Source organism: Nostoc sp. (genome assembly GCF_036917275.1).
Taxonomy (GTDB): domain Bacteria; phylum Cyanobacteriota; class Cyanobacteriia; order Cyanobacteriales; family Nostocaceae; genus Nostoc.
Window position 1 is genome coordinate 1 of sequence record NZ_JBALDF010000044.1, and the last position, 22,096, is coordinate 22,096.

Here is a 22,096-nt window from a genome sequence, read left to right on the forward strand (position 1 = left end):
ACCTTCTATACCAAAAACATTTTGCTGAATGAGGGTATCCGCGCTTGGATGGCTCCTCAAGATCAACCCCACGAACAATTTGTATTCCCTGAGGAAGTTCTACCTCGCGGTAATGCTCTCTAAGTATTAAAAGCCGATCATGATCTGAAATTGTAGTTGCTAAGAATTGACACCACCCAGATTAAATAATCTCCTTGGCATAACCTAAGAATGTGTCAATATTCCCCATTCTCCAGTCATCTCCCGCTTATTGGTGGGGGATTTTTTTATATGGTTAATATTTCTAAATTTATGTGTTATATTAGATGAAGGTTATAAACCCGGAGCAAATGCTCTGCCCTTTTGAGACTAAGACCGTTTAGGCAACAAGGAGGTGATGCCCATGATAGAAAGTAGTAAATGCATGGGTCATCAGGTTGCAGTTAGCCGGCTGTGTGCCGGGGCTGTTCTCTAAAAGTTAGCCTTAGTCATCCTGAGATACTAAGTTAGCTCAAGTAGCTAGGCAAGCTCGGAGTTCCTTCCGGCAGTCTGGTTGCAACCTGAAGACCCGCTAGACCGCTCTGACTTAGATCATCTGATCTGAATCAGAGCGGATAGTTTTTTATGGGTGATTTTTGTTTTATTAAAGGTTGCTTTGGAAAACTTAGATGGCGATACCTACGGCGGGCAAAGCCAAGGCGTTTAAGTTTTCTTAAAAAGAAAAATATTTTGGCTCAAACCTTGGCAACGAACCAGATGTGAGTAATAGTGTCTATCTACTAAGTTTGATTTGAAATATACATGCACGCATTATGCCCTAGTTTATCCTCCCATACTTTCTGTGTGGAGAATAAAAGGGGTTTGCCTTCATAAGATGCAAGATGTAATAAATATGTATAGGAATTTTTTGATATGGCACAACTACTCACTGAGGCGGAAATTCAAGAAAATGCAAAGGTTTTGTCAGGTTGGACTGTTGAAGACTCCAAATTGCAGACTACTCGCAGATTCAAGGATTTTATCCAAGCAATTGAGTTTGTCAATAAGCTAGTGGAACCGGCTGAGTCAGCAGGACATCATCCAGATATAGAAATTTCCTACAACAAAGTGAAGATTACCCTGACAACACATGATGCAGGCGGGCTGACGCAGACAGACTTTGATGTAGCGCGGGTGATTTCCCAAATCAACTAAGTGATTTTTCTGATATCTTGCACTAGGAAACTGGAAGTCACAGCAACGCGAGACTCAGCGTTTAGCAAGCTTTAAAAGTATAACTACGGGTTTTGCTTAGGGCGCGGGTTTCAAAACCCTTGATTCCTAAGCTAGTGTTTGTGATCATAATACCAGACAAGCAAACTTCGTTTGTATAGCCAGGCCAATGTGTTTTAACTGGTGTTCTATTTTTACTAGTGCTAAGTACAAGAAGTTCTTTTTGCTGACAAGCTGCTAAGTGTCTGAAGCTTTGAGCAATTTAGCCAACTAGGGAGCAAATGCCCTAAACCCTACTCCCTGCCTAGATATTTAGATAAGTATGTGTGACAGTTATTAAGCCGATCACTCCAATCTTGCCATCTAGATCAGATGTTTTATAATGTTATGATATAAAGATATGTTTTTGCATAAGTTAATCACATAAGTTTTTAACCCTAAGTTAATCGTTTATTAGCTTTGCAAAAACTAAAATTGTAGTAGTGGCAACTATGCCTCATGCACAGGTTTCAATGATATGTCACATTTTTGAGATTTTAAGTGCAACGAATACAATTATCTAAACAAGGTGTGAGGAGTAAAGAAAAGATGTCTAATCTCTTGTGGAAATTTTTAGTGGTTAGCCCAGCAGTTTTGGGAGCAACATTGTTAGTTTCGACAACAGCAATTGCGGCTCCAACCATAACCACTAAAGTATCACCAGCCAAACAACTGGGTGTAACTGAGGTTGCCCAACAGCCAGAAATATTGGCTCAAACAACCATAGATCAAGTTAATCGCTACAGCAATGAAGGCAACCAAAATAACGCTCAGTCTCAAGTAACGTCGGTTTCTCAATTTTCCGACGTACAACCTACTGACTGGGCATTCCAAGCATTGCAGTCCTTGGTTGAGCGCTATGGTTGTATTGCAGGTTACCCAAATTCTACTTATCGCGGTAACCGTGCTTTGACCCGTTATGAATTTGCCGCTGGTTTGAATGCCTGTTTGGATCGGGTTAACGAATTGATTGCCACAGCAACAGCTGACTTGGTGACCAAACAAGATTTAGCGACTTTGCAACGGTTGCAAGAAGAATTTTCTGCCGAATTGGCAACCCTACGCGGTCGTGTCGATTCTCTAGAAGCGCGAACTGCTGAATTAGAAGCTAATCAGTTCTCCACTACCACAAAATTAGTCGGTGAAGCCGTTTTTGCCGTCAGTGATGCCTTTGGAGGTAACACTGGTGACAACAACAATACTGTCTTCCAAGATCGGGTACGTTTAGACTTGCAAACCAGCTTCACAGGTAGAGACGTTTTACATACTCGTCTCGCTGCTGGTAATGCACAAGCTTTTTCACTAAGGGATAACGCTGGTAATGCGATCGGCACTGCTGAAGGCACACAAACGTTTGAGGTCAGTAGCACTGGTAACAATAGTGTCAAGATAGACCGCTTAACCTATGAAGCTCCCATAGGCCCAGCCCAAGTTTACATTGCAGCTAGTGGCGGACGGCATAGCCATTATGCCGCTGTCAACAACCCTTACTTTTTTGATACTACTGACGGCGGTAATGGTGCTTTGTCTACCTTTGCTTCTGAAAGTCCTATCTATCGGATTGGTGGCGGTGCAGGTATAGCGCTCAATCTACCCCTTGGTAAAGGTGGTGGCATCCTGGGAAATAGCTCAATCACTGCGGGTTACTTGGCATCAGAAGCTAATACTCCTGTTCTTGGTTCAGGTCTGGCCAACGGTGACTATGCTGCTTTAGGACAGTTGAACTTTAGTGTTGGCGATCGCTTGGCTTTAGCTGCTACCTATGTTCACGGATATAATGCCGCAGGTGGTTTCTTGTTCAACTCAGGTTCCACATCAGATGGAACTTTTGGAGACATTCAAGTAGGTACTGGACAAGCTAACATTCTAAGTACCACAAATGGATCTTCAAGTAATTCTTATGGTGTGGAGGCTGCCTTTAGGCCCAGCGACAAACTGTCAATTAGTGGCTTCGTCTCTTACCATAATATCACCGGCTTTGGTGCAAATGATGATTTTGACGCTTGGAGCTATGGTGTTGGGTTAGCCTTGCCTGATTTCGGTAAAAAAGGTAACGTTTTAGGTCTTTTTGCTGGTGTCGAACCTTATTCTTTTAACCGACCAGGTTTTGTTGGTAATGATAAACCCTATCACTTTGAAGGCTTCTACAAGTATCGCGTATCGGATAATGTCTCAGTTACCCCTGGTGTAATCTGGTTGACCTCTCCTGGTCAAAACAGCGATAACGATGATGCGTTTATCGGTACACTCAGAACAACTTTCAGCTTCTAGAGTGCTGACTATCCACTGATAATTTTGAACTCTATTGATCCCCGCCATCAGGCGGGGCTTTTTGTTGTCGGTAGCAGCAATAAACCCCTGTAGGGAACCGGAGTATACTAAAAAGGTTAAGAGCTGTGAGTTAAGAATTGAATAGTTCTAACTTACGGTGTGAGTAACTTTTTTTGAGCGAACTTTTCTAATAGAGGTTGGCATTTACATGTTGCCTAATATCCTAACTCTGCCAATTTTAGATTTTGAATTTTGGATTTTGGATTTTTCCTTCAATCTAAAATCCAAATTGAATGACTCCTAACTTCTAACCCTAACTTATTGCTGCTTGTGGAACTATCATGTAAATCGGAATACGCAATTCTAGCCTTATTAGAGATGGCCGCTCATTATGAAAGCGGCGAACCGCTGCAAATTCGACACATTGCAGCACAACAAAATATACCCGATCGCTATCTGGAACAGCTACTAGCAACCTTGAGGCGTGGGGGTATAGTCAAGAGTCAGCGCGGAGCAAAAGGTGGCTATCTGTTAACGCGAGAACCCCGAAAAATCATCCTTTTTGAGATTTTGGAATGTTTAGAAGGGCTAGAGGTGCGGACTTGTGAAGAAAACGTTAATCTCAAAACGCTAGACAGTTCGGTTATAGAAGAAATTTGGCAAGAAGCGAGTCGCGCGGCAAATTCAGTGTTGCAAAAATATACGCTCCAGGATCTTTGTGAAAAACGAGATTCCCGGCGGCAGTTGGATATCATGTACTACATTTAGTCAAGAGTCATTAGTCATCAACAAATGACTTTTGACTCTTGACTAATAACTAAGTAAGTAGGCAAGAATAAATAAAACTATGTTACGCAATGTAAATATAATTAAATTTAGCTCGCAGTAAGCGGCTCTCTCCCTAGAAAATAGGGCTGGAGCCGCTTCCCCTTCTCCCTTTGAGAGACGCTCTTACTAGCAAGATCCCCATAGGGGTACGGGTGACGCTCGTTGCGCGGCATCGTCTCCCTTTGCGAGAAGACTCGCTCTAAGCGAACGCAAAAGCGTCTCTAAGAGTTGCCATGCCGCAAGCTTTACGCTGCGCTAAGTTGTTCATGAGGGAAACTCCCTACAGCCCTTCTTAAGACAGGAGACGCTCTTGCGTTCGGGCATCCTATGGCAGCCGCTAGCCTCTGTGGGAGAAGACGGCGCTAACTCACTACAAACCTTTAATTATTCATACCCACTTAACTTAATAAGTAATAACTAATAACTAAGGACTAAATTATGCGAATAGCTCGTAACATTACAGAACTGGTTGGTCGTACACCCCTAGTGAAGTTGAACCGCATTCCCCAAACAGAAGGATGTGTTGCTGAAATTGTAGTGAAACTGGAAAGTATGAACCCATCGGCATCAGTCAAAGACCGGATTGGGGTGAGTATGATTAACGCCGCCGAGGAAGAGGGGCTGATTACTCCTGGGAAAACAGTATTGGTAGAACCCACCTCTGGAAACACAGGAATTGCCCTAGCAATGGCAGCAGCAGCCAAGGGTTATCGATTAATTTTGACAATGCCAGAGACGATGAGTGGGGAGCGTCGGGCAATGTTGCGGGCTTATGGAGCAGAACTGGAACTAACGCCAGGAACCGAAGGCATGAGTGGGGCAATTGGGCGAGCGCAGCAAATGGTTAATACTACACCAAATACCTATATGTTGCAGCAGTTCCGCAATCCAGCCAATACAAAAGTGCATCGGGAAACCACAGCAGAGGAAATCTGGGAAGATACCGATGGACAAGTAGATATGATCGTGGCAGGGGTCGGCACAGGTGGTACGATCAGTGGTGTAGCAGAAGTGATTAAAGCACGCAAACCGAGTTCTAAGGCGATCGCAGTTGAACCAGCTAATAGCCCAGTTTTATCTGGGGGACGGCCAGGGCCACACAAAATCCAAGGAATTGGCGCTGGGTTTATTCCCCAAGTGCTAAAGATAAAATTGATTGATGAAGTGATTACCGTCACCGATGAAGAAGCGATCGCTTATAGTCGGCGTTTGGCAAAAGAAGAAGGGCTACTATCTAGTATTTCCAGTGGAGCCGCTTTATGTGCAGCAATTCGCGTTGCCCAACGTCAAGAAAATAAGGGACGTTTAATTGTGATGATTCAGCCCAGTTTTGGTGAGAGGTATTTGAGTACACCGTTGTTCCAAGACCTGGAGGCAAGATTAGCCGCTAGCGTCAGTTAACGATAAATTGAATTAATGGTCAATTCTAAGCACGTTTCGAACCATTACGAAACTCTCAAAGTTAGTCCAAGTGCAAGCCTTGCGGAGATTAAGCAAGCTTATCGTCGCTTGGTTAAGTTGTTTCATCCTGACAGTAATCAGGAAACAGCCGATAACGAGCAGATTATCCGCATCAATGCAGCCTATGAGGTCTTAGGCGATAACCAAAATCGCCGCAATTATGACCAACAACTGCAAGATGACTCTCAAAAATTAAATAGCGATCGCTTACAGCGGACAGCATCAGCCCAACAGCATTACCAGACAAGACGAAAAACTGGACGAGATGTTGACGAGCAAGTTGAGGAATGGCTGCGCCAAGTTTATCAACCAGTCAATCGCTTGCTTTGTAACATTCTCTATTCGTTAGAAGAACAAATGGATCAATTAGCCGCTGATCCTTTTGATGATGAGTTGTTAGATGAATTTCAGGAATATTTAAAAACCTGTCGAGATGACTTGAAGCAGGCACAAATTACTTTTCGTTCCCTGCCGAATCCGCCTAGTCTAGCAAGAACAGCGGCTCACCTTTACTACAGCCTCGATCAAGTAGCAGATGGACTCGAAGAATTAGGTTACTTTCCTTTGAACTACGATGAGCGTTATTTACACACAGGTCAAGAACTATTTCGCATAGCTACGGGATTACACTGTGAAGCGCAAGCGTCTGTAAGTTAATGGATATGGGGCATTCGGCATTGGGCATGGAGTATTAGTTATTTTGATTTTTGCGCTCGCTCCTTGCAGAAATCCCAGCCTTACCCAAAATTCAGTATCCCAATGATAATTATTTAGACCGACCTACTTACTCTAATTGAATGTGCTTTTGATGTGATACTTTAAAAAAATCATACCCCTAATCCCCTACCTGCGGAATTTAGATGGTTTCAAGGGATTTCTTCCTCTTTTGTGTCATGATAATTTTCGTACAAGTCTATTCGAGAGTCGTCAAAGTAAATGTTTGTTTTCTACACCACTCCGATTGCATTCAATACTAACACCTCCTTTCAAACCCAGTTCCAATCTCAATTGACAGGTGGAACTCTTGGAGGAGATGGATTTACCTTTGTGCTGCAAAATAGTCCGGCAAAGGTCAGTGCTAAGGGTAGTAGTGGTGGCAATTTAGGCTATGGCGGGACTGTCACCCCTATTACTAAGAGTCTGGCAATCAAGTTTAATACTTCTAAGAATGCAATAGATCCTAACAAAAATAACATTGCTGTGCTGCAAGATGGTAGCTCAATTGGATTACTAGGCTATTGGAAATTTGATGAAGCAACAGGTAAAACTGTTTTAGACAGCTCTGGCAATAATAATAAGGGATCGTTGATTAATTCTAGCAGAACGGTTGGGCTATATGGCCAAGCTCTTCAAGTGAGTAGAAAGAATAGCTCCTATGCCAGTATACCTGCTTCAGCTAGTCTTAACTCTATGAGTAATCAAATCACTGTCTCAGCCTGGGCACGTCCAAATGGTAAACCAGTGGGTTTTGAGGCTGTTGTAAATAGACAGATTCGCACCCTTGTCCATCCCGATCAATTCTTTTTGGGGTTTGGTACGCGAAATCGAGTAACTACCTATAAATGGGAATTAGGCACCACTAATGGTGAAGGTGATGTTTACAAAGGTTTACCAACTGCTGATCGTTGGGTACATCTGGTGGGGACATACGATGGAAGTATGCTCCGTCTTTATGTTGATGGTGTTCAAATTGGTGCCAACCCAGTTACTGGCAATCTATTAGTAGATAACAATCCAGTAACTATTGGTGCAGCGGAAAACTATGCTGAAGGGACACCATTGGGTGACCGTTTCGATGGACTAGTTGATGAAGTCCGCATCTATAATCGTGCTTTGAGTGCAACTGAAATTATGAACTTGCGGTGAAATAGTTTTCTTTCATGATAATCATTATCAAAAATGGCGTGAGGAATAGGCAGCCGTCAGCTGCCTATTCCTCACGCCATCCGTATGAGAAAATAATCATTATTAGAGGGAGTTTACTCTATGTTTTATTTTCTTGAAGTCCTGTTGGTTCTGCAACTCAGATCATCTGACTTTTCACGGGATCTGAAAAACCTCACTTCTATTTCTCTCTCCTAGAAGGCTACGGTGTAGACACATCTCGAAAATTCCCTATCCAAATTGACTTTACAACTCATAAATCAAACTGACTTTTCACGGTAAGTCCTCAAGCTCTGAAAAAGCGTGGCTTTTTCCACAGTCTAATTCTCAATAGCTCTGAGTTAATGAAAATAGCTAACGCAAAAATCAAGGCTTGTGAAACACTCAAAATGACCTTTTCCACATCCCGTGAAAAGTCAGATCAGATCATAAGTATTATTACTTGTCGCAGAAGTGGAAAAACTGCAAAAGTATAGTTATTTAGAAATGGTAAATGACAAAGAAATTAGTTTATGCTGGAAGTGGTAAAAAATTAAGAATTTTGAAGTTTTATTTCCAAATATACTCATGCAATGTATTGTTAATCGCCGCGCCCAGTTTTCGGCAAGTCATCGTTATTGGTTGCCAGAACTGAGTGAAGCCGAAAATATTAAGAAATTTGGTGCTTGTTCTAGATTTCCTGGACACGGACATAACTATGTCTTATTTATCTCCCTTGGCGGGGAATTAAATGAATATGGCATGGTACTAAACTTGTCTAATGTCAAACACGTAATCAAACAGGAAGTTACTAGCCAATTGGACTTCTCTTATCTCAACGATGTGTGGGTAGAATTTCAACAAACTCTGCCCACCACTGAGAATATTGCACGGATTATTTGGCAGCGACTAGCACCCCACTTACCTTTAGTTCGTGTGCAGTTGTTTGAACATCCTGAACTTTGGGCAGATTATATGGGAAACGTAATGGAAGCCTACCTCACCATCAGTACTCACTTTAGCGCCGCCCATCGGCTAGCTCACCCTAACCTCAGTAACGAAGAAAACACGCTTGTTTATGGTAAGTGCGCCCGTCCCCACGGTCACGGACACAACTATCATTTAGAAGTTACTGTCAAAGGGGAAATTGACCCACGCACCGGCATGATTGTCGATTTAGGGGCATTGAACCAAGTAATAAAAGATTATGTGGTCGAGCCATTCGATCACACATTTTTAAATAAAGACATTCCTTATTTTGCTGAAGTTGTGCCCACTGCTGAGAATATCGCACTTTACATTAGTAATTTATTGCGATCGCCTATTCAGGAATTGGGAGCTAAACTTTACAAACTTAAACTGATTGAAAGTCCCAATAACTCCTGCGAAATCTACTGTACAGAGTCAGAATTAGATTCAGTTAGCGCAGCCGTGAATCAGCCAGTATTAGCACAAGTTTAGCTAATTGAAAATCCAGGCATAGGACATAGGGAGTTTATATCATCTTCATGCCTAATGCCCTATAAACGAAAAGAATCTAAAATTAGAACAGTTTACTTACTAAACATTTCTGCGTTCACGAAGTGTCTCGGAACGAGAATCGCTAGCAAATAGCTCTAAATCAGCAGTTGTCCAATGCACTGGAGTTGTTTGCATACAAACCCCCTAGCATTTTCCTAAATCATATTTTAAAAATACCGACGACGGGCGGAATGTCGCAAATAGCGATAAATGCCCCAGGCTAAAACTCCGAAAAAGAGATTTAGTAAAAAGCGAGTAAATATAAACCACAAAATATCAGTATCAAAAAGCTTCGACGGACTCAACGGACTAAGAGTCCTGGCTAAGAGAAACAGCCCAAAAATAGCATTTCCACCCAGCACGAGGGCAAACAGCACTAAACTCCTCTGCCAGTAACGGCGCTGGGGTGTACGGTCTGAGATCAGGGTAATGGCGGGTTTGCCTTGCACTTTTCGCAGTAATTGTTCCAGTCGCCAAAACATCCATAACAAAAACGGAAATAAACCGTAGCTAAGGAAACGCAGGGGTAGTGAGTAACGCCAAGCACTAGATAGGACATTAACTAGGGCATGACAGATTACAGAATTTAGCCAAGCCCGAAAAATGAACTTCTTGTCTCGATTTAACCGAGTGTTGGAGGAAATATAAATTCCTAAGGCATATCCCCAAGGTGCAGAGAACATGGCGTGGACTGGCGTGCCGATAATCCGGTCAAGAATTGATCCGGTACCGTGAAAAAGGTAAATCCAGTTCTCTTCGGCAGTGAATCCAAGGGCAACGGCTACAGTGAAGAGGAAAACGGTAGAGTGAAGTAATCGATACCTGCGTTGCAGATAGCCGGTTGGAACAACAACCGCCACCAACTTACAGCCTTCTTCAATTGGGCCTACTTCCACAAGCTGCCGCAAAGCTACACCAAAAAGCGTAGACGCACAGCGGCTTGTCGGCAGACATCCCTTGATCTGCTGCCAGTTTACAAAAGAGTTGACTACAGTTTCAAAAATCCATTCGAGGCTAAGGGCTAAGATACCAGATATTGCCCCAATCATAAAGAATATCAGCAACCATGATAGAGGTGGGGCAAATGGCACCCGACAATAGTAGTAGCCTAGCAGCAGCAAGGGTGGTATTGCTGCCCACACCAGTAGAGAAAAATCAACCACTCACCTGAGCGATCGCTGTACGGTGACGGTGGGTATTGTTGGTGATAGTGGGAGTTTGGAAACCCGCCTCAACAATAGCTTGCTCAATATCCAAAGCAAAATATTCATCTAAATACGGTTCAGTACTTTTGAGCAACGTCAAAATGTAGGCTGGCATTTTCTGGTAAACTTCAGATTTGGGATTCATGTCCATGATTGCTAAGTAGCCACCTGGACGCAACACGCGCCGCATTTCAGCAAAAATTTGTCGGGTTGCTGACTGGGGTAATTCGTGGCACATCAGGAAAATTGAGACTAAATCAAATGAGGCATCTGGTAGCCCAGTAGATTCAGCTTGGGCATGAAGCCAATTAATTTTAGCTTGACGTTGCCCAGCGCGGTAATTGGCAACGGCTAAGAAGTAGGGAGATAAGTCCAAGCCTGTGATTTTGGCATGGGGATAAATTTCTTGCATGGCAAAGGTACTCAAACCTACAGCACACGCCAAGTCTAGGATGTCTTGGGGTTGATTGGGGATTTGGGCTTTGAGGATATCGTGGTAACTTTGACGCAGTTTAGCATCTCCTTCGGCTCCAGCATCTTGCCAAATTCCGGCATGGACAGTACGAGCAGCAACTTCTAGCTCCCAAGCGGCTTTCCAACTGAGGTCTCCACCTTCGTAGGCATGGAATGGTCGCAAGTAGTATTCTGGGTAGGAAAGCTGAGGATTTTCTACTTGAGCTAGATCAGCCTTCCAATCACGCGCCTGTAGTGTCTCAACTTCTTGCGTCCAAGGCACGCCAATTCTTTCGGCACGTTTAATCATCATTTGTCTAGCTTGATGCTTGGCTAGGTTAGCTAAAGGCTTGATTGCCAGTACCCCATTTACCAAGCGGGAAGCGAAGCCAGGAGTAGTATTTACAGCAGCGGTCATAAATTAATTCGCATTCAACAGCTTTTTACTTATGACATACTTACTGGACGGCAGTCTAGAAATGAATTGAATTGTATAACGGCAGTCTGCCTCCTTTGGCTTGCCCAAGCAACAAATATTATAGAAGGTTGACATTTGGAGAGCAGTAAAGTTCTGAGAAAATGAGAATTATGCTGGTTTACATTTTGGAATTTTATTCAAGACTGGTAAAATTTTGATACTTAGCAACATTTGTCTCAACAGGGATAGCAAAAAGCTGAGTGCTATTTATAACAGTAAGTTAAGCTTATTGGAGTCAAATATGGCCAGAGCAAGAAGAGCAAGTGGCTTTTTAAAAGATTTTCAAGATTTTGCTCTTAAAGGCAATGTAGTTGACTTGGCGATCGCCGTCATCATTGGTGGTGCTTTTGGTAAGATTGTCACTTCCTTTGTTGAAGATGTAATCATGCCATTGATTAATCCCTTGGTTAGTTTTGGTGGCAAAGACTGGAGAACAATCGCCATTGGCCCGGGAATCAAGATTGGTCACTTTATTGGCGCAATAGTTGACTTTGTAATCATTGCCTTAGTTTTATTTGTAGCAATTCGAGCCTTACGAAAATTCAAGAGAAAAGAAGAAGTCGCCGATGAACCCTTGCCAGATCCTAACCTTGTAGCCCAAGAAAGATTGACTGGCGCGTTGGATAGACTCAACCAAACCTTGGAAACTCGGAATAATCTTTTGTAAGTGGGGATTGGAGGGAGCAGAGGAGAATAATCAATACCCAATGCCCCATGCCCAAAGCCCTACTTTGCAGTAGGCTTGAGAGCTAACAACATTTCTAATTCACTAGTAGATTTATCAGGACTAATAGCGGTAAAACCAATACCACGAATCGAATTCAGCATGGTGATGGTATCGGCATTAGACGATACAAAACTATTGATTAGGGGCACAGTTTTAGTTTTATCCATATCTAAGTATAAATAGCCACCGTTGGGTCTTTGCAAAGAACCAGTAACGGCTTTGAAGACATCGCCATTGTCGAGAGATGGATTCTTGCGATCGGCAACTGCGTCAGCAATTGGGCCACCAAGAGCTACAAATACAGTATCTTGATCCAGCCAACCATGTGCCAATAAAGCTCCCTGTCGGGGAATTTGCCATTCAGTTACGTCTTTACCACCGATATTTCTGTTGGCGACGTTGATTTGTTGGGTTTTGGCAAGGGTATCCAACTTCGTCAAGGTGGCTTCAGCAGTTTTGCGATCGCTAGTGTCAAATACTAAAGCACCTCCAAAACCAACAGTTGCTAACACCCCTTGATTAGATGGAATCGCACCAAAGGCGAATTCTCCATTCATCCAACCAAAAATATCCTTATCCAAATCTATATTGACAAACTTAAGTTGTCCTCGCACTTGTTCCAAAGCTTGCTTCATTTCTGGATAATCTTTTGACTGTTCTACTAGCGTTTCCCAGCTACGGCTGATGCCGTTTCCGCTAACCAGAGCAAAGGTATCAGCAGGAAATTGCCCCACTATATTTCCCGGACTTGATTGATACTGAAATTTATTTAATTGTGGATCTAAATTAGCGATCGCTTTTACCCGCACTCCCGCATCATCAACACCAACACCCGCCACCACAGATTTTATCTGCTTCAGTTGCGCCAAGGCTTGTGGAGGTAACTGCTTTGCCTGGGGACTTGCGGCTGCTAATTGCTGTACCATCCCTGCATAGTCTGGTACATAAATTTGGGCGAGGCTATTTTTTACATCCACTCCTTTGTTGAGAATGGTGCTGGCACCTTCTTTACTGGCAAAAGAAGACTGTCCCTTAGAGGTGTCAATTGCTTTTTCTACAGCTTGCTTTTGGGGGGCTAATACCAAGTGACTATTATTTAAAACTACGCTATATATCGGCTTGCCATTTTCTCTAGTTTCGATAATTTTTTGACCTTGGTAGTCAGATTCCTGGAATTTTACCCCTTTTTCTGACTTCAATTTATTAGCAAAATTCAAGGCACTGAGTTTATCCTTGATTCCCACCACCATCAGTATATTTGGTTCCTGCTGTAAATTTGTTGGTACATTAGGTGCCCCAGAGGGCACGTTTAGCTGTGCCGATTTCACAGGATTTGGTGGCAGTACAGCAATCATTACACTACCAGCCCAAGGCTTTATGTCTTTTTCATAAGAAACGTTACTGCCACTGAATATTTGCTTATTGAAATCTTCCAGACTTTTTGCCACTAACTTTTGTGCTTCTGGAGTGCCAAACTGCTGTAACTTTGCCCAACCTTGAGAGTCAGTAGTAATATAAGTTGCCATCAATGCTGTTGAAGGTACTACTTTAGCACTGCCTAGAGCGTCTGAGCTACCTCCTGATGGACTTTTAAAATACGTATAAGCCGCTATACTTCCTGCTACAACTACAGCAGCGCCTATAGCAGGAATGAAAAGCTTTGATTTACTTTCGGGCATTTTGTTATCCTCTTTTGCTCAGATTGTCACCGAGATTTATACAAGTGTCATTGTAGAGTTTTCGGATTTATTAATAATTTCCGCTCATTGATCGGTATTTACTGATAAAATTAGTACTTCTAGAAGTTAGCGGTCTAAAATTACTCTCAGAAATACTTCAATGGGATGAAGAGCGAATCCGCAAATGATATGCTGTTCATTTCAAACAAAATAGCCTGTTCAACAGAGGCAAGCTATCCTAAGTTATAAGAATAATTAGGAGTATTTGTACTTAATGAGAATCTATCAAGGTGTCAGAGACTCTTAACTTGATGACAAAAAAGTGCAAAACATCAGGAAAAGTAGATGCGGGAGGGATATGGAAAAAAGTTCAAGGATCGGCAGCCGACGTTCGGAAATTCGGGTGAGATTAATTTCAATTCCCCAATCGCAAAGGGGAGTCCTCAATTGATTTAGGAAATACAGACACCGCTTTTTGCTTAATTACATCCAGCCAAGGCAGACTTTTCAGGATTACAAGGTCAGTAAGGATCAATGTCGAAGTCTTATTTTGATACAGATAATAACGCACACAAACCTTTTGAGTTACCGGGAGCAAGACCACACTACAACCCCGATCGCCCCGGACAGGTAGAGCATATTTTTCTCGATCTCAGCTTGAATATCCCCAAGCAAAGCTATCAGGGCAGTTGTAGCATTCGCCTTTTGCCAATCCGTAATGGTATTGACCGTTTGACTTTGGATGCTGTCAACCTGAATATCGAGTCTGTGCAGGTGGACAAGGTGCCACAAAATTTTGACTACGATGGGGAACAACTTTCCATCCAACTTTCTGAGGCGACCCAGATTGCTAAACGCTTACTGATTGCGATCGCCTACTCGGTGGCAAAACCGCAACGCGGTATTTACTTTATTCAACCAGACAAACACTACCCAAACAAGCCCACCCAAGTTTGGACTCAGGGAGAAGACGAAGACTCTCGCTTTTGGTTCCCCTGCTTTGACTATCCAGGACAACTGTCTACTTCGGAAATTCGTGTCCGTGTTCCCAATCCTCTCGTGGCGATTTCCAACGGCGAATTAATTAACACCACAGAAGATGGTGATTACAAAATCTATCATTGGTCACAGCAACAAGTTCATCCTACCTACTTGATGACTTTGGCAATAGGTGACTTTGCCGAAATTCAGGATGAGTGGAATGGTAAACCAGTTACCTACTACGTAGAAAAGGGACGGGAGGAAGATGCTAAACGCAGCATGGGCAAAACTCCCCGGATGATCGAATTCTTGAGCCAAAAGTATGGTTATCCATATCCTTTTCCAAAATACGCCCAAGTTTGCGTTGATGACTTCATCTTTGGCGGTATGGAAAATACCTCCACAACACTGTTAACAGACAGATGTTTACTGGATGAACGCGCTGCCTTAGATAACCGCAACACTGAAGCTTTAGTCGTTCACGAACTCGCACACCAGTGGTTTGGCGATTTGGTGGTGATTAAGCATTGGTCTCATGCTTGGATTAAAGAAGGGATGGCTTCTTACTCTGAGGTGATGTGGACAGAACAGGAATATAGTCTAGAAGAAGCAGCTTACTATCGTTTATTGGAAGCTCGTCGTTACTTAAGTGAAGATAGCAGCCGTTATCGCCGTCCAATGGTAACGCACGTTTACCGAGAAGCTATTGAACTTTACGATCGCCACATCTACGAAAAAGGCTCTTGTGTTTATCACATGATTCGGGCCCAATTGGGTGATGAGTTGTTTTGGCAGGCAATTCAAACATTTGTCCAAGATAATGCTCATAAAACCGTAGAAACAGTAGACTTACTCAGGGCGATTGAAAAGGCAACCGGACGTAATCTTTTGTTCCTCTTTGACCAATACGTTTATCGTGGTGGTCATCCTGATTTTAAAGTAGTTTACTCTTGGGATGGAGATGCTAGTTTAGCAAAAATTACGGTAACTCAAACCCAAGCTGCTGAAGGTAAAAATGGCAGTAAGGATTTGTTTGATTTAAAAATCCCTATTGGTTTTGGCTATCCGCTACAAGAAGAAGTGAGAAGTGGGGAGTTAAAAGTTAAAAATAATTTCCAACTCCAAACTCATAACTCACAACTCAAAACTTTTGTAGTACGAGTAAATGAACGTGAACAAAGCTTCTACTTCCCCCTAGAAAATAAGCCCCAATTTATCAGCTTTGATGTTGGGAATAATTACCTGAAAACAGTAGCTTTGGAGTATCCAATACCAGAGTTAAAAGCCCAGTTAGAATCTGACCCCAACCCGATTTCGCGCATCTATGCAGCAGAAGCTTTGGCGAAAAAAGGGGGATTAGAAGCTACCATTGCACTATCTGCGGCGCTAAAAAATGACCCCTTGTGGGGTGTGCGTGTGGAAGTGGCTAAACAACTAGCCCAAATTAATTTAGACCAAGCCTTTGATGGCTTAGTTCTTGGATTAAAAGATAAAAATGCTTTCGTGCGACGATCTGTAGTGGAAGCACTTGCTCAAATCAAAACTGCTGAAAGCTATAAAGTTGTGAGAAGCTTTTTGCAAAAGGGCGATCCCAGCTACTACGTGGAAGCAACAGCCTCTCGTGTGATCGGGGCGATCGCATCTGCAAATTTGGAAGAGAAACCCAAGGAAGACAAGGTATTAAAGCTGCTGAAAGGCGTTTTAGAAGAGAAAGCAGGTTGGAATGAAGTCGTGCGGAGTGGTGCAGTTGCTGGTTTAGCTGAATTCAAAACTTCGGAAACAGCCTTAAATCTACTAATCGAATACACCAAGCTTGGTGTACCACAACCTCTACGTTTAGCCACAATTCGCGCTTTAGGAAAGATTTCTGGAGGTCAGAATCCGGTTAATTTGGAACGAATTTTAGAAAAATTAACAGAACTAGCCAAAGAAACCTTCTTTTTAACGCAAGTGGCGGTAGCAGCAGCATTAGGACAAATGGAAACACCCAAAGCAGTCAAGATTTTGCGATCGCTAGCTGAACAAGCAGTCGATGGGCGTGTACTTCGTTATGCTGAAGAAGAAATTTCTAAGGTGCAAAATAATATTGGTTCAGAAAAAACCCTGCGTCAATTGCGTGAAGATTTCGACCAACTCAAACAACAAAACCAGGAATTAAGAAGCCGTTTAGAAAACTTGGAGGCTAAATCTAAATCTAAATAGTACTACATGATAATTAAAAGGAGCTTATTGATAATTGTTAATTGTGGCAAAACCACTATTAATTATCAAATTTATAGCAGTCCTAAATGATAATTATGTTATGAGTCGCGGGTTGATTCATCCACCTAACTATACATTTTGTCCTGCAAGAAACGGAACAGATACAGGACTTACGCAAAAAACTTCTTAAACTCTTATTCCTTCGTGTCCTCTGTGGTTCGATTTTCCGTTACCTGTGCGTAAGTCCTGATACTATTTCTTTGTGAGGCTACGCCAAGAAAACTTGGCTTCTTATTTGTTTGCGTTCTTCTCTACGAGACGCTGCGCGAATGCGGTTCGTCATATAGTTTGGCGCATATTCATACAGAATTGGTATGAAATAAATCACCTGACTTACACTCGTTCTATGCGCGTTTTGGCTTCGTTGAAACTAATATACGGTGAGGATATAACATGTCTAAATTGCAGTAATATACTGCTTGGGCTTGTCCTGGTTAGTCAATAAAAGTCTGTTTCTGTTAGGAATAACTTCTGAATGGGCTGTAATTATAGTTACAGCAGTCACTTGTGGTGCTATTTTATCAACTTCATTATGGACGAGTGTCTTAGAAGACCATGATCGCAGGAGTATTCAGGCAAAGCTAAATGGGTCGCTAAGACAATCTGAATTTTAAAATGATTAAATCCAAGACAGTAATAGTACTACTGCTCAATATTATTATTAGTAAATAAAGTTACTTAACTATCGCAGTTTATTTAAATTTTTATACATCAAACATAGGTAAATATTTATATTTTTATAAACAATGGTTAAAAAAAGATAAAATCATCTGAAACTTAGATAAGTAGTTGTAGTTTTATAAAGTATAATTAAGAAAAAGATAAAGAAATCTAGGCAGTAATATAGGCTAAAATCGCCTCGAACAATATCCCCAAAGGATAAAGTTTTAGTTGTTTTAGATAAAAGACTACTGCAATCCTGAACTTGCAACTAACTTGTGGGTCAGCAGAAAAACCATCATTGTAAATTTTTCAGTGGAAGAGGCAAAAAAAGGCGTGGGTCAGTATCAACCTACTCAGCTAAAACTCTATAATCCAGATGCGATCGCTCGCTACTATAGTTACCGTCCCTGGCTTGCCTGGGGGCGACTGCTGAGAATTATCTCCTCTTTTGCAGGATTTCTACTCAATCTCAAGTGGGACGAATGGCAAGATAAAGTTGAGCAGAATAAAGGTAAACGAGCTATCCAGTTGCGAGAACTGCTGACCAGGCTCGGTCCGACTTTTATTAAAGTTGGTCAAGCCCTCTCTACCAGGCCTGACCTAATACGCAAAGATTTCTTAGAAGAACTGATCAAGTTACAAGACCAGTTACCACCTTTCGATAATGCGATCGCTTACCAGATTATCGAAACTGAGCTAGACCGTCCAATCCATGAAAGCTTTAGTGAACTGTCACCTAACCCGGTAGCTGCTGCTAGCTTGGGTCAAGTATACCGTGGTCGTCTGATCAGCGGCGAAGAAGTCGCAGTTAAGGTGCAACGCCCCAACTTACGCCCGATTCTCACCCGCGACCTCTATCTATTGCGGTGGGCGGCGAGTTGGATAGCTCCTTGGTTGCCTCTCAATCTCGGTCACGACCTAAGTTTAATTGTGGACGAGTTTGGCATAAAGTTATTTGAAGAAATCGACTATATAAATGAAGGCCGCAATGCCGAACACTTTGCTAGTAACTTCCGCAACGACCCGGAGGTTAAAGTCCCAGGCATTTACTGGCGTTATACCAGTACCCACGTTTTAACGCTGGAATGGATTGATGGCTTCAAGCTGACGGACACTAAACGCATCCGGGAAGCAGGTTTAGACCCAGAGGCGATCATCCAAATTGGCGTTACCTCAGGATTGCAACAGCTTTTAGAACATGGTTTCTTCCATGCTGACCCCCATCCCGGCAATTTATTTGCTGTGTCTGATGGTCGTATGGCTTATATTGACTTCGGGATGATGGATCAGTTGGAGGAAACCACCAAAGAAGCACTGGTAGATGCGCTAGTGCATTTGGTAAATAAAGACTATACCGACTTAGCGGAAGATTTTGTAAAATTAGGATTTCTGACTCCAGACACGAATATTTGCCCGATTGTGCCAGCATTAGAAGCGGTGCTGGGAAACGCTATTGGCAAAAATGTCAAGGATTTTAACTTCAAAACTATTACCGATGAATTCTCGGAACTGATGTACGAATATCCTTTCCGAGTCCCGGCGAAGTTTGCTTTGATTATTCGTTCCCTAGTGACTCAAGAAGGTATTGCCCTTAGCCTTAACCCGAATTTTAAAATTGTTGAAGTAGGTTATCCCTATATAGCACGGCGGTTGCTGACGGGGGAATCGCCGGAATTACGGCGACGATTATTGAATGTGTTATTCAAAGATGGTAAATTCCAGTGGCAGCGGTTAGAAAATTTAATTGCGATCGCTCGTAGTGATAACAACTTTGATGTATTGCCCACAGCCCAGATGGGGTTCCAATATTTAATGTCCCAAGAAGGCAAGTTTCTGCGGCGACAACTAGTACTTGCTCTTACCGAAGATGACCGCCTCCACACCGAAGATGTCCAACGCCTGTGGAACCTGGTTAAAGATGACTTAAAACCGGATCGTTTACTAAATATAGCGATCAGTATTTTAACAGACTTATCCAGAGAAGGTGCAGCTGCAATCCTCCCAAAAGCTACATTCCTTGGGTCTTTTGCTGGAAACCAGTCAACAAACAAAAAATAAAAATTTTTTAATATAAATTAGGAGTTTTCATGTACTATTTTCCTGTGCAACCGCCTTATTTTCTGTTACTTGTTGGTTTTCTAACAGCATTAACATCTGGTTTGGCATTATCTGGCACTTTGAAAGTAATTGTGCAGAAATGGCCAAGCGAACGTACAGAAAATACTAAACCTCGTTCTTCACTGAAACAATTATTTGTGCCATTTATCGGCATAACTGCCGGTACTTGTCTATTTCTGTCTTCAGGCTTAGAAATATTTGGCTTTCCCTCCTCCTTGGCTTTAGGAGTTGGTCTACCAATTAGTCTGTTTACTTGTTTATTAATTTGGTTGCAGTTGGGAAGTATGATGACCTTTATAGAACGCGAAGGTATGCGATCTCTAGATTTAGATTCTATGTCATAGATTTAAACCTCATCCATTTTGAAACCTGAAGTTTTTAATATTTCACTGGGACAGCTTTGCTATATTATTAGTAGCCATTAATTCTATCTTTGAGGTTACGATACTTTAACTTAATGTTATTGACTCTTTGCTGAATGAAACTACTAGTAGACTTTTGTAGAAGCAGTAGCTGGCTTGGACGCGTAAAGGTTTGAGGACGTTGTTCAGGCGATTTTAAATACCGATAATATAAGAAAACATCGCGGTAAGGAATATCAACATCTTCACCCCCACAAAGCCGCACAAAAGCTGAAGAAGATATACTCATATAGTGTAAGTATGTCAACTTCCGCCCTTGATCGTAAAGGACGTTATTTACCACATCAAATTGAGAACTCCAGTGGTTACCCGTTGCCTGTTCGCAATCATGAAAAGCAAAGTTATAATACGAAATTCCGCTTCTCAACACCATGTAGTTAAATAAAGATTGATCAGGCGCTAAAAAAGCCATAACATCTGCCTCACCTGATGTTAATTTGTTGAGTAAGTCGGCTCTTATAGCTGTAGAAAAAATATTTTTTTTACTGGCAAACCAACCAGCGCAAAACACTTTAGATTGCAAGTTCTCTGAGTTGAAAACTTCCTGCATCTGCTCTGGCGAACCATCAAAAATAAATTTTAAATCAGACTTATACTGAAAATCATTAACTACCCAATCATAGATATCTAATTTTTCATAAACATCATCTACGGGTCCCATTAATAAAGTATCTGCATCAAAATAAATAAATTTATCAAAGGGGCCATCCACAGCACAAAATTTGCGGTGCATTGGTAACTCATAGAGTTCCGGGAAGCCCCATTCTCGCCAAGTTTTTTGTGCTCTAGGATAATTTTTCCATATCTGGATAGCAAAGTTATCCCAATAAGCTATGGAATCATAATTTTCAAATAAGGTAATATTATCTCTAGATGCAATCTCTACCTTAACTTTGTCTAATCGCTGATTATATGGAAGTATACAAATAGGAATTTTCCTGCCAGCATTAACTTCTATACTGTTGAGCAACGCAACTAATTGGTCATAGACAACATCATTTGCGAGGATATAAATGCCATCAATCATTGGATACTCCTAATATTAAGTGCGGGCAGCAACAAAGGGAAATAAACGGCGAGTCAGTTTGGGGATGAAGGCGAATTTGCCCTCATGGAGATAGCGATAGTGTTCCCACAATTGCCAATAGGGACTACCAGTTTTAATTTGCGTACCAGCCCAATGAAGATATTTTAGTCGTTGTCCTCGGTCATAGAGGGCGTATTCTTGCTGCTGGAAATTTTGCGAACCTGCCCAACTACCAGGCCCTCCCCCAGGAATTTTAACGAGATTACCACGCTTGGCAATCAGCTTGAGCACAAGATAATTCAGAATAGGTTGGTCTGTAACTCCTTCAGAAAAATCAAAATATTCGCGATGCACTGCACACTCGCGCAAAGCTTCATCCATCTGTTGTTCGCTAATAATTCCTTTTCTTGAAGCCCAAAAGCCACTGTTAAAAACATCTTCAAGTTGGGCATCGGAAAAAATTTGCTGTTCTTTCACAAATGGGTCAAAGATATTTCGCAGCTTGTCATTGGCATGATGGTAATCACAACAGAAGAAATCGACTTCTGAAAGTTTGTCTAAATTGTCGGCGATTTTTTCAAAAACGACAATATCCGTATCTATATAAATAAATTCATCTAAAGGACCAAACCATACCACCAGTTTACGCATTTTGTTGGGTAAGGCAAGAAAATCTCGATCAAAAATTTCTCCAATGCGTTTGGTAAATTTGTCAATAAGTTCTAAATCTGGGAAAGTTTGGACGTTGTGTAAGGTAGCAAGCTGTTCTGCTACCTTGTGATAATTTTCATTAAAAGGTATGAGATAAATGGTTACTTCTGGGTCATAGTAACGAATGCTATTGAGTAAGGCAATAGCATTATCGATAACACGATCATTGGCAACAATATAAATTCCCCTACTCATA

At 42.0% G+C, this 22,096-nt stretch carries 16 protein-coding genes and 1 pseudogene; 12 read left to right on the forward strand and 5 right to left on the reverse strand.

Going from position 1 to position 22,096, the window contains the following annotated elements:
* The 8 genes and pseudogenes from V7K35_RS16740 to V7K35_RS16775 form a co-directional block, all read left to right on the forward strand.
* Positions 1-123: pseudogene (locus V7K35_RS16740) on the forward strand (photosystem II D2 protein (photosystem q(a) protein)); the annotation flags it as partial.
* Positions 124-891: 768 nt separating this feature from the next.
* Entirely contained in the window at positions 892-1,173 is a 282-nt protein-coding gene (locus V7K35_RS16745) for a 4a-hydroxytetrahydrobiopterin dehydratase (RefSeq protein WP_335080361.1), read from the forward strand.
* A 606-nt stretch (positions 1,174-1,779) separates the two neighbouring features.
* On the forward strand, positions 1,780-3,501 hold the full coding sequence (locus tag V7K35_RS16750) for an iron uptake porin (protein ID WP_335080362.1): 1,722 nt from the start codon (positions 1,780-1,782) through the stop codon (positions 3,499-3,501).
* Positions 3,502-3,831: 330 nt separating this feature from the next.
* Positions 3,832-4,269 carry an RrF2 family transcriptional regulator gene (locus V7K35_RS16755; protein ID WP_334797678.1) on the forward strand — a complete coding sequence of 146 codons (438 nt, stop codon included), beginning with the start codon at positions 3,832-3,834 and terminating at the stop codon, positions 4,267-4,269.
* Between the two features lie 498 nt (positions 4,270-4,767).
* Positions 4,768-5,730: a cysteine synthase A gene (gene cysK / locus V7K35_RS16760; RefSeq protein ID WP_335080363.1), complete on the forward strand. Its 963-nt coding sequence runs from the start codon at positions 4,768-4,770 to the stop codon at positions 5,728-5,730.
* 15 nt (positions 5,731-5,745) lie between these two features.
* Positions 5,746-6,447 carry a J domain-containing protein gene (locus V7K35_RS16765; protein ID WP_335080364.1) on the forward strand — a complete coding sequence of 234 codons (702 nt, stop codon included), beginning with the start codon at positions 5,746-5,748 and terminating at the stop codon, positions 6,445-6,447.
* Positions 6,448-6,726: 279 nt separating this feature from the next.
* Entirely contained in the window at positions 6,727-7,656 is a 930-nt protein-coding gene (locus V7K35_RS16770; RefSeq protein ID WP_335080365.1) for a LamG-like jellyroll fold domain-containing protein, read from the forward strand.
* Between the two features lie 585 nt (positions 7,657-8,241).
* Positions 8,242-9,114, forward strand: a complete 873-nt coding sequence (locus V7K35_RS16775; RefSeq protein WP_335080366.1) for a 6-carboxytetrahydropterin synthase — start codon at positions 8,242-8,244, stop codon at positions 9,112-9,114.
* 227 nt (positions 9,115-9,341) lie between these two features.
* Here the strand turns inward: V7K35_RS16775 and V7K35_RS16780 are convergent, their stop codons facing one another.
* Entirely contained in the window at positions 9,342-10,337 is a 996-nt protein-coding gene (locus tag V7K35_RS16780) for a PrsW family intramembrane metalloprotease (RefSeq protein WP_335080367.1), read from the reverse strand.
* A complete protein-coding gene (locus tag V7K35_RS16785; protein WP_335080368.1) occupies positions 10,330-11,250 on the reverse strand; it encodes a class I SAM-dependent methyltransferase in 921 nt (306 codons plus the stop codon). The genes V7K35_RS16780 and V7K35_RS16785 overlap by 8 nt, the downstream gene beginning before the upstream one ends.
* A gap of 301 nt (positions 11,251-11,551) precedes the next feature.
* Between V7K35_RS16785 and mscL the strand changes: the two genes are divergently transcribed.
* Positions 11,552-11,977, forward strand: coding sequence for a large conductance mechanosensitive channel protein MscL (mscL, locus tag V7K35_RS16790; RefSeq protein ID WP_335080369.1), 426 nt, complete (start codon positions 11,552-11,554; stop codon positions 11,975-11,977).
* Positions 11,978-12,036: 59 nt separating this feature from the next.
* Here the strand turns inward: mscL and V7K35_RS16795 are convergent, their stop codons facing one another.
* Positions 12,037-13,716 (reverse strand): DUF3352 domain-containing protein, encoded by a 1,680-nt coding sequence (locus tag V7K35_RS16795; RefSeq protein WP_335080370.1) that lies wholly within the window; start codon positions 13,714-13,716, stop codon positions 12,037-12,039.
* Between the two features lie 534 nt (positions 13,717-14,250).
* Between V7K35_RS16795 and V7K35_RS16800 the strand changes: the two genes are divergently transcribed.
* From V7K35_RS16800 to V7K35_RS16810, 3 genes are all read left to right on the forward strand, one after another.
* On the forward strand, positions 14,251-16,899 hold the full coding sequence (locus V7K35_RS16800) for a M1 family metallopeptidase (RefSeq protein WP_335080371.1): 2,649 nt from the start codon (positions 14,251-14,253) through the stop codon (positions 16,897-16,899).
* A gap of 1,056 nt (positions 16,900-17,955) precedes the next feature.
* Positions 17,956-19,680 (forward strand): ABC1 kinase family protein, encoded by a 1,725-nt coding sequence (locus V7K35_RS16805; RefSeq protein ID WP_335080429.1) that lies wholly within the window; start codon positions 17,956-17,958, stop codon positions 19,678-19,680.
* Between the two features lie 29 nt (positions 19,681-19,709).
* Entirely contained in the window at positions 19,710-20,084 is a 375-nt protein-coding gene (locus V7K35_RS16810; RefSeq protein ID WP_334721986.1) for a hypothetical protein, read from the forward strand.
* Between the two features lie 67 nt (positions 20,085-20,151).
* Here V7K35_RS16810 and V7K35_RS16815 read toward each other — a convergent pair whose 3' ends face one another.
* Positions 20,152-21,189, reverse strand: a complete 1,038-nt coding sequence (locus tag V7K35_RS16815; protein WP_335080372.1) for an Npun_R2821/Npun_R2822 family protein — start codon at positions 21,187-21,189, stop codon at positions 20,152-20,154.
* Positions 21,190-21,204: 15 nt separating this feature from the next.
* Positions 21,205-22,095 (reverse strand): Npun_R2821/Npun_R2822 family protein, encoded by an 891-nt coding sequence (locus tag V7K35_RS16820; RefSeq protein ID WP_335080373.1) that lies wholly within the window; start codon positions 22,093-22,095, stop codon positions 21,205-21,207.
* Position 22,096: the final 1 nt, after the last annotated feature.